This window comes from Acinetobacter sp. AND/436, from assembly GCF_049546925.1.
Taxonomy (GTDB): Bacteria; Pseudomonadota; Gammaproteobacteria; order Pseudomonadales; family Moraxellaceae; genus Acinetobacter; species Acinetobacter indicus.
The window spans coordinates 62,243-71,290 of sequence record NZ_JBMXBO010000015.1; the positions used below are offsets into that span (position 1 = coordinate 62,243).

Here is a 9,048-nt window from a genome sequence, read left to right on the forward strand (position 1 = left end):
AAAAAGCCCGTTTTTCCGATGAATGAATTGGAGAAAAAACAAGCGAGCACAACGGCTCGCTTGTTTTTATTTTAAGTTTCCACTATCAGGCTTTCGGTAAGGTTACCCCGGTTTGGCCCTGATATTTACCACCACGATCTTTATAGGAGGTTTCACACACTTCATCTGATTCAAAGAACAGCATCTGTGCAACGCCTTCACCCGCGTAAATACGTGCAGGCAGGTTGGTGGTATTAGAGAATTCCAAGGTCACATGCCCTTCCCACTCTGGTTCGAGCGGCGTGACATTGACAATAATACCGCAGCGCGCATAGGTCGATTTGCCCAGACACACGGTTAAAACATTACGTGGAATACGGAAATATTCAACTGTACGCGCCAAGGCAAACGAGTTTGGTGGAATAATGCAGACATCCGATTCAATATCAATAAAGCTTTTTTCATCAAAGTTTTTTGGATCAACAATGGCAGAATGAACATTGGTGAATACTTTAAATTCACGCGCACAACGGACGTCATAACCATAACTTGAAACGCCATAGGAAATCAGTTTGTTGCCATTTTCATCAAATCGAACCTGATTATGTGCATACGGTTCAATCATGCCGTGTTTTTCGCTCATTTCGCGAATCCAACGATCAGACTTAATTGCCATTTATTTCTATCCAAAAGCGAATGTTTTACTGCGCTGTACTTTAACTGAAATCGGCACCAATGGAAATAAGCAGGCATGAAGTCGACTTTTCCGCCTGCTGTAGATGGGTCATTTAAAGCCTTAAAAGCGCCGAATAACTTAACGGAATTGAAAAGCTGAACAGCAGCAAGGATGCTGTTTTTTGCAGATTGGCCGGATTAAGCCAGCGGATTTTATTGCTGGCCAAAAAGGAACCAATCAGGGTCCAGAAAAATGCAATGGGAATAATCAGGATCAGAAACATCAGAATATGTGCCACATAATGTGCGGCGCTGGTCCAGGCGATGGCCGGAAAAATTGCAGAAGCAAACAGCAAGGCCTTCGGATTTAGTAAAGTGGCCACAAACAGTTCACGCGCGCGAATGGTCGGCTGCTGAAACTGCTGTTCGACATTGGCAGTACGCCACAACTTGATGGCCAGATAAATGATATAAACCGCACTAAACAGTTTTAGCACAGTGGGCAATAACGGTAACTGGCTCGACACCTGCCCGATTAGTATGCCCCACAGGGTAATGGAAATCAGATAACCAAAGGCTTCAGCGGGAATTAAATGAAAAGATTTACGGATGCCGACCTGAATTCCGGAAGAGGCCAGCAAGGTGTTGGTTGGACCAGGTGTCAACAAGATGGTGATCACCAAACCAATAAAAAACCATGAAATCATAGCCAGCCTCATGCGCGAATGCTGCAAATGTAATGGAGTTGCAAGGCATAGGCAAAAAATAAATTGTAACTGGCCTCATTGTGCAGCAAAACAGAGGAATTCCTCAACTAAAAACACAGTCAATTACAATATATTTATCATTAATTATCATAAGCTTAAAAACATATTAAAGAATATATAACAGTCATCAAAACTGGGCCGTTCATCTCCAATAAATCAAGAGTTTTTAGTCCATTTTTACCCACCTCTAATTGTATAAATGCGTAAAAAAACTGTTCAAGTTCAAATTATTCGGTTAATTTTTAACTCAACAAGCTGCCTTAATCAGAATAACCAGAACCAGCTTTAAGTTTGAAATCTTTCAATATTTCAACAATGGATGACGATAATAATCACAGGAGAAGTCAATGAAAAAATGGACGCAACTGACCTTACTGACGCTGGCCTTAGCTGGTGTAAGTGCTTGTTCCAATGATCCGGGCCAGAACAACACCCAGGCCGATCCACAAAGCAGTGCCGCTGCTGCCGACAAACTGCAAACCCGTTTTGTCAGTATTGCCACGGGTGGCGCCTCCGGTCCCTATAACGTGATCGGGACCAGTCTGGCCGAACTGTATAACAAAACCTACGGCGTTAACTCCAAAACCCAGACCACCGGCGCTTCGGTTGAAAACCTGAACCTGCTAAAACAGAATAAAGTCGAAATGGCTTTTGTGATGAGTGATAGTCTGACCGAAGCCATTCAGGGCACAGGCAGCTTTAAAGATAAAATTGGCAATGTGCAGCAAATTGCGGCTTTATATCCTAACTATGTGCAGATTGTGGCTTCAAAAAAATCCGGGATTCGCTCTATTGAAGATTTAAAAGGCAAACGTATTGCCGTGGGTGCACAAAACTCCGGGGTGGAAGTTAATGCGCGTACCCTGCTGAATGGTTTTGGGATTAGCTATGACGATGTCAAAGTCGATTACCTAGGTTATGCCGAAGCCGCCGATGCCTTAAAAGGTGGAAAACTGGATGCGGCCTTCCTGACCAGTGGTATTCCAAATTCATCATTGATGGAACTACAACAGAGTTTTGATCTGCAACTGGTGAGTATTAATGCAGATAAAGTCAAACAGATTGCCCAGAACCAGTCTTACTTCCTGCCGATGGTGATTCCAAAAGGCACGTATGGCAATGCAGAAGATGTGCAGACCGCGGCTATTATGAATGCCTTGGTGGTACGTTCCGACCTGTCTGAAGATGATGTGTATAAACTGACCAAAACCTTTTTTGAAAATTTAGACAATTTGGCCAATGCCCATCAGGCTGCTACCGATATTAGCCTGGAAAAAGCCCAGCAAGGCCTGGTTGCACCGCTGCATCCGGGGGCGAAACGTTATTATGATGAGGTGGCAGCACCTTAATGTTCAGCTATAAAAGTGCAGTTTGGGCTGCACTTTTTCTATTGATGCTGGTCATCCTGCTCGGCTTGTGGTTTCCGCAAAGTTATACCCTGGTCAAGATTGAAGAGAGTCACAAAGGTCCTAACACCAGCTGTGTGATTCGCCCGCAACAGTTTCAGTTGCAGTGGCAACATTCGGTAGAAAAAACCCGCTGGAAGGAACATTATCAGCGTGAAGATCAGCATTTTATTTTAACGCATACCGACCTGGTGTCCTTTGGTGCCGGTACACCGGATCATTATCCTGTGCTGCGCCAAGCCAGTGGCCAGGTACGTATGCAGGTCAATCATCATTTAAAAGAATTACATTGGACCATTTCACGCCGTATGCAAGGACAGCTCCAGATCAATCAGAAACGCTGGCCCATAGCCGAAGATTTTCCTGATTACACGGTGGTGTATTTTTCGGTACAGCAACGACCGTTCTGGAAATGGTGGGGTCAAAGAGACTGCGTATGACACAACAAGAAAAAGTAACCATTGAACAGCTGGATGAAAAAGAACAGCAGGCCCTGCTGGAAAAATTTGACCGGGAATCGGTCACGCGCCAACCTCTTAGCAAATCGGTCAGCTGGTTTATTGCCGCGATTGCCATCAGCTATTCGCTGTTTCATCTGTTTATTACCTTTAACCCGCTTCCAGAGCTGCTACAACGCTCGGCGCACGTGGCCATTGGTCTGGTGCTGGTATTTTTGCTTTATCCGGCACGACAGTCCAGTTCCCGCCAGCATGTGGCCTGGTTCGACTGGATTCTGGCCCTCGCCTCTCTCGCTTCATTTTTATATTTATGGAAAGAATATCAGGCCATTATGACCACCCGCGGCGGGATTCCCAATGTGCTGGATATTGTGTTTTCAATTATGACCGTGGTGCTGGTGGTCGAAGCAGCACGACGGGTGATGGGCTGGATGCTGCCGATTCTCGGGCTGATTTTCCTGGCTTATCCTTTTATCAGTCATTTTAACTGGATGCCGGAACGGCTACTGACCCGGCCTTATACCGTGAGTGATATTTTCGGGCAGATGTATCTGAAAACCGAAGGCCTGTATTCATCGGCGATTGGCGCATCGGTGACTTTCATTTTCCTGTTTATTTTATTTGGCGCTTTTCTGGCCAAATCGGGGATGGGCAAATTATTTAATGATCTGGCCATGGCACTGGCCGGACATAAACAGGGTGGCCCGGCCAAGGTGGCGGTTATTTCCAGTGGCTTTATGGGCAGTATTAATGGTACAGCAGTGGCGAATGTGGTCGGCACCGGTTCCTTTACCATCCCGCTGATGAAAAAGATTGGCTATCACAAAAATTTTGCCGGCGCCGTGGAAGCCAGTGCTTCGGTCGGTGGACAGATTTTACCGCCGGTGATGGGCGCCAGTGCCTTTATTATGGCGGAAACTACCGGCGTCAGTTATGGCACCATCGCCCTAGCCGCGACCCTGCCGGCGCTGTTGTATTATTTAGGCGTGATGGCCCAAGTCCATTTTCGTGCCGGGAAAGACAACCTAAAAGGGGTACCCAAAGCAGATTTACCTCGGGTTAAAGAAGTGCTAAAAGAGCGCGGACATTTGTTGATTCCGATTGTGGCGCTGGTGTTTTTCCTGTTCCAGTCAATTCCGGTCAGTTATGCCGCGGTGTATACCATTGTGCTTACGGTTATTGTGGCAGCCTTTAGAAAATCTACCCGCATGGGAACTCGGGAGATTCTGGATGCCCTGGCCGATGGTGCCCGGCAGTCCTTATCGGTGATGGCGGCCTGTGCGGTGGTCGGGATTATCATTGGGGTGGTCAGCCTGACCAGTTTCGGTACCGTCATGACCTCATCTATTATGAGTATTGGTGCGGGCAGCCTGTTCCTGACCCTGTTCTTTACCATGCTGGCTTCCATGATTCTGGGCATGGGCCTGCCTTCGATTCCGGCCTATATCATTACCGCGACCATGGCTGCACCAGCCTTGGCCCATTTTGATATTCCGACCTTGGTAGCGCACATGTTTGTGTTCTATTTTGGTCTGTTTGCCAATATCACCCCGCCAGTGGCGCTGGCCGCCTTTGCCGGTGCCGGGATTGCTGGCGGCGACCCGATGCGGACCGGTTTTCAGGCACTGAAACTGTCACTGGCCGGTTTTATTGTGCCGTTCCTGTTTGTATATAACCCGGCCATGCTGATGATTGATACCACCAATGTGGCCGTTAATGCGCGTGAATTTGCCTTCCCGGCCTGGACCACCATTGTCAGCATTACCGTGACTTCGGTTATTGGGATTCTAGCCTTGGGCGCGGCGGTCGAGGGCTATTTCAAAACCGGTTTAAACTGGTTCTGGCGAATTTTCATGGGGGTGGGTGCCTTAATGATGATTATTCCGGAAACCTATACCGATATTGCCGGTACCATCATGGTGGTGATTGCAGTGGCTGTTAATGTGCTGCAAGCCAGAAAGCAAAAATCGACGCCATCCGGTTTATCATCTGCCTAAAATAAAAGCCCAATCTGAAGATTGGGCTTTTTTCTATTCACTACATTACAGAATTAAAAAATCCGGTTCTGGTCTTTGTCTGCTTTTGGCAGTTTATCCATGATTTTCTGGGCAATTTCCCGATAGCTGTCGGCTGCATCATCTTCGGCAATCACAGACGGTTTACCGGCATCGGCATTTTCACGAATCTGTACATTCAGCGGCAAACGGCCCAGTAATGGAATATCGTATTGCTCGGCCAGTTGATCGCCACCACCGGTCCCAAAAATTTGCTCTTCAAAACCACAGTTAGAACAGATGTGCGTCGACATATTTTCAATCACACCTATCACCGGAATCTGTACACGGTTAAACAGCTCAATGCCTTTGGTCGCATCCATTAAGGCTACGTTTTGCGGTGTAGTGACAATTACGGCACCCGTGACCGGAATACGCTGCGCCAGGGTTAACTGGATATCACCGGTTCCCGGCGGCATATCAATCACCAGTACATCTAAATCTGGCCACAAGGTCTGATTGAATAACTGCATCAGGGCACCCGTAGCTTTTGGTCCACGCCAAGCCACCGGGGTATTATGATCACCAGTTAAATGACCAATCGACAGCACCGCCATCCCATAGGCATCTAGCGGCACAAAATGCTCGGCTTCAATCATCGGGGTTTGGCCGGCATTGCCGAGCATGGTTGGAATACTCGGGCCATAAATATCGGCATCTAGCACGCCTACTTTCAGACCCAGCTGTTGCATCGCCAAGGCCAGATTGACCGTGGTGGTTGATTTTCCAACCCCGCCTTTACCGGACGACACTAGAATTACGTTTTGAATACGTGGATGTTTTGGCACATCACGCTGCTGCGGTGCGGCTTTTTGAATTGGCGCTTCTTCTTGCTGGGGTTGATAGTTGGCATTGGCTTGCTTGAGCGCATCTGGACTTGTAGAAGCATCCACCACGGGTGGCAGATTGGATTTTGTTGCAGCCTGTGGCTTGCTGGAACAGCTTTCACCTTCGGCATGGTTATGACCACAGCCACCCTCTTTTTTCGCCCCAGTTTTTTGCTGTACCACATGCAGGTTCAATTCCTTGATGCCACATTGCTCAAGTGCATCGGCTAGTTCATCATGAATCTGCTGTAAATACTGTTTTTCTTCCGGATAGGTATTGATGGTTAATTGCAGGATTTGTCCCTGTACATTGACCTGAGAAATACGCTCTTTGAGAGCGTTTTGGGAAGCAGGAAGTACATAGTTTTGCAGTACCTTCTGGATTTCTTCCTCTTTCACCTCCTGTGCAGGAGCAAAGACCGATTTTAGTGAAGAAAGCCACGACATAAAGTTACTCCAAATCTGGATATACAACCGAATGCCCTAGTTTAACGGGTATTTAAACGAAGGTTAAGCCAGTGCAGCCACAGGAATTATAAATCTTAGTCAAAGACTCGGTTTTTTCTGTTTTTTCGGCACAGAAATGCAGATTTTATCCGGTCCTGAAAAGAATTCACCGATTCCCTTGTGCAAGCCTGCATCATCTAAGGTAAAATCGCGGACATTGCATAATGAATACGAATGAGAGAGTTAATCCGTGCGTAAAATTTTAGTCACCAACGCCCTTCCATACGCCAATGGTCCAATCCATATGGGCCACTTACTCGGTTATATCCAGGCAGATATCTGGGTTCGTGCCATGCGTGCAATGGGCCATGAAGTGACTTATGTCTGTGCGGATGATGCTCACGGTACCGCCATCATGCTACGTGCTGAAGCCAACGGTATTTCACCAGAACAGCAGATTGCCAATGTTCAGGCCGAACATATGCGTGATTTTGCCGGCTTTAAGGTCGATTTTGATCATTATGATTCCACCCATAGCGACACCAACAAGGCGCGCGCGCAAGAAATTTATCTCAAGAACCGTGATGCCGGCAATATTGCCGTTCGTCCTGTGACACAACTGTTCGACCCGGAAAAAGGCATGTTCCTGTCGGACCGTTTCATTAAAGGCACCTGCCCGAAATGTAAAGCCGAAGATCAGTACGGCGACTCATGTGAAGTCTGCGGAACCACGTATAACGCCACTGAACTGTTAAATCCGAAATCGACGTTAAGCGGTGCTACACCAGTTGAGAAATCATCGGATCACTACTTCTTTAAATTGCCAAACTTTGGTGAATACCTGCAAAAATGGACCCGTGATGAAGGCCGTTTGCCGGTATCAATTGCCAACAAGTTAGATGAATGGTTTGACAATGGCCTGAACGATTGGGACATCTCCCGTGATGCACCTTACTTCGGCTTTGAAATTCCAGATGCGCCAAATAAATATTTCTACGTTTGGGTTGATGCACCTATCGGCTATATGTCGAGCTTTGAAAACTACGTCAAAACCAAACGTCCAGACCTGAATTTTGATGATTACTGGAAAAAAGATTCTGACAATGAGGTCTATCACTTCATTGGTAAAGATATTGTCTATTTTCACGCGCTGTTCTGGCCAGCAATGCTGGAAGGTGCCAACTACCGCACCCCAACCGGTTTATTTGTAAACGGTTTCTTGACTGTAAACGGCCAGAAGATGTCGAAATCTCGCGGTACGTTTATTAAAGCGGAAACGTATTTACAGCACTTGAATCCGGAATATCTGCGTTATTACTTCGCATCTAAACTGTCTGATAAAGTTGAAGATTCTGACCTGAATCTGGATGATTTCGTGCAGAAAGTAAACTCTGACCTGGTGGGTAAAGTGGTCAATATTGCCAGTCGTTGTGCCAAATTTATTAACACCAAGTTTGATAACACATTAAGCGCAACCTGTGCCGAGCCTGAACTGGTGCAAAGCTTTATTGACGCTGGTGATTCAATCGCGCAAGCATACGAAGCTCGTGAATTCTCAACAGCGATTCGTGAAATCATGGCACTTGCTGATAAAGCCAATCAATACATTGATGAGAAAAAGCCTTGGGCGCTTGCGAAAATTGAAGGCGAAGAACAGCAAGTGCATGATGTGTGTTCTGTCGGGATCAACCTATTCCGTCAATTGGCGGTTTACTTGGCGCCTGTATTGCCAACATTGGCTGAACAAGTTCAAGCCTTCTTACAACTCGACAGCTTTGACTTTGCATCGCGTCAGCAAATTTTGCTTGCACATGAAATTGCACAGTTCCAACCATTGATGCAACGTGTAGATCCAAAAGCTGTTGCTGCAATGGTCGATGCCTCTAAAGATTCTTTGGCTGCGCCTGCTGAAGCGCCAAAAGCTGAAAAGAAAAAAGAGAAAGCCAAAGAGAAGAAAGCTGAACCTAAAGTGGGCGAAGCTGAAATCATTAATATTGATGATTTTATGAAAGTTGACCTACGTGTAGCGGAAGTTCTTGAAGCTGCAACGGTTGAGGGTTCCGATAAACTTCTTCAACTCACTTTAAATGTGGGTGAAGCTGAACCACGTAATGTATTTAGCGGTATTCGTGAGTTCTATAAGCCTGAAGACTTAAAAGGCAAATTGGTGGTGATGGTGGCAAACCTTGCACCACGTAAAATGCGTTTTGGTATTTCAAACGGTATGGTACTCGCTGCGGGTAATGGCGATGGTGTTTGGGTGATTTCACCTGAAACTGGTGCTAAACCGGGTGATAAAGTGTCTTAATTGTTAGATTAAGATGAAAAAAGCCTCTACGTTGTAGGGGCTTTTTTATTTTTCTGAATTTGTAAAAAAGCTTCACCAACTTCTTGTACATAATTTTCAATAATTTTAATAAATATAAGTGAATCGG

General features: G+C 46.2%; 7 protein-coding genes. 4 read left to right on the forward strand and 3 right to left on the reverse strand.

What is annotated here, in order from left to right:
• Positions 1–85: 85 nt before the first annotated feature.
• Together dcd and ACPEPR_RS11610 are read right to left on the reverse strand one after the other, a co-directional pair.
• A complete protein-coding gene (gene dcd, locus ACPEPR_RS11605) occupies positions 86–655 on the reverse strand; it encodes a dCTP deaminase (protein WP_005179553.1) in 570 nt (189 codons plus the stop codon).
• A 112-nt stretch (positions 656–767) separates the two neighbouring features.
• On the reverse strand, positions 768–1,361 hold the full coding sequence (locus ACPEPR_RS11610) for a LysE family translocator (protein WP_127798614.1): 594 nt from the start codon (positions 1,359–1,361) through the stop codon (positions 768–770).
• Positions 1,362–1,768: 407 nt separating this feature from the next.
• Between ACPEPR_RS11610 and ACPEPR_RS11615 the strand changes: the two genes are divergently transcribed.
• The 3 genes from ACPEPR_RS11615 to ACPEPR_RS11625 are packed head-to-tail and all read left to right on the forward strand — an operon-like array spanning position 1,769 to position 5,282.
• A complete protein-coding gene (locus ACPEPR_RS11615; RefSeq protein WP_104491487.1) occupies positions 1,769–2,770 on the forward strand; it encodes a TAXI family TRAP transporter solute-binding subunit in 1,002 nt (333 codons plus the stop codon).
• Entirely contained in the window at positions 2,770–3,267 is a 498-nt protein-coding gene (locus ACPEPR_RS11620; RefSeq protein WP_423562466.1) for a DUF1850 domain-containing protein, read from the forward strand. The genes ACPEPR_RS11615 and ACPEPR_RS11620 overlap by 1 nt, the downstream gene beginning before the upstream one ends.
• A complete protein-coding gene (locus tag ACPEPR_RS11625; protein ID WP_423562467.1) occupies positions 3,264–5,282 on the forward strand; it encodes a TRAP transporter permease in 2,019 nt (672 codons plus the stop codon). The genes ACPEPR_RS11620 and ACPEPR_RS11625 overlap by 4 nt, the downstream gene beginning before the upstream one ends.
• A 53-nt stretch (positions 5,283–5,335) precedes the next feature.
• Here ACPEPR_RS11625 and apbC read toward each other — a convergent pair whose 3' ends face one another.
• Positions 5,336–6,613 carry an iron-sulfur cluster carrier protein ApbC gene (gene apbC, locus ACPEPR_RS11630; RefSeq protein ID WP_423562468.1) on the reverse strand — a complete coding sequence of 426 codons (1,278 nt, stop codon included), beginning with the start codon at positions 6,611–6,613 and terminating at the stop codon, positions 5,336–5,338.
• Positions 6,614–6,863: 250 nt separating this feature from the next.
• On the opposite strand from apbC, the gene metG reads away from it, so the two are divergent.
• A complete protein-coding gene (gene metG, locus ACPEPR_RS11635; RefSeq protein WP_423562469.1) occupies positions 6,864–8,921 on the forward strand; it encodes a methionine--tRNA ligase in 2,058 nt (685 codons plus the stop codon).
• Positions 8,922–9,048: the final 127 nt, after the last annotated feature.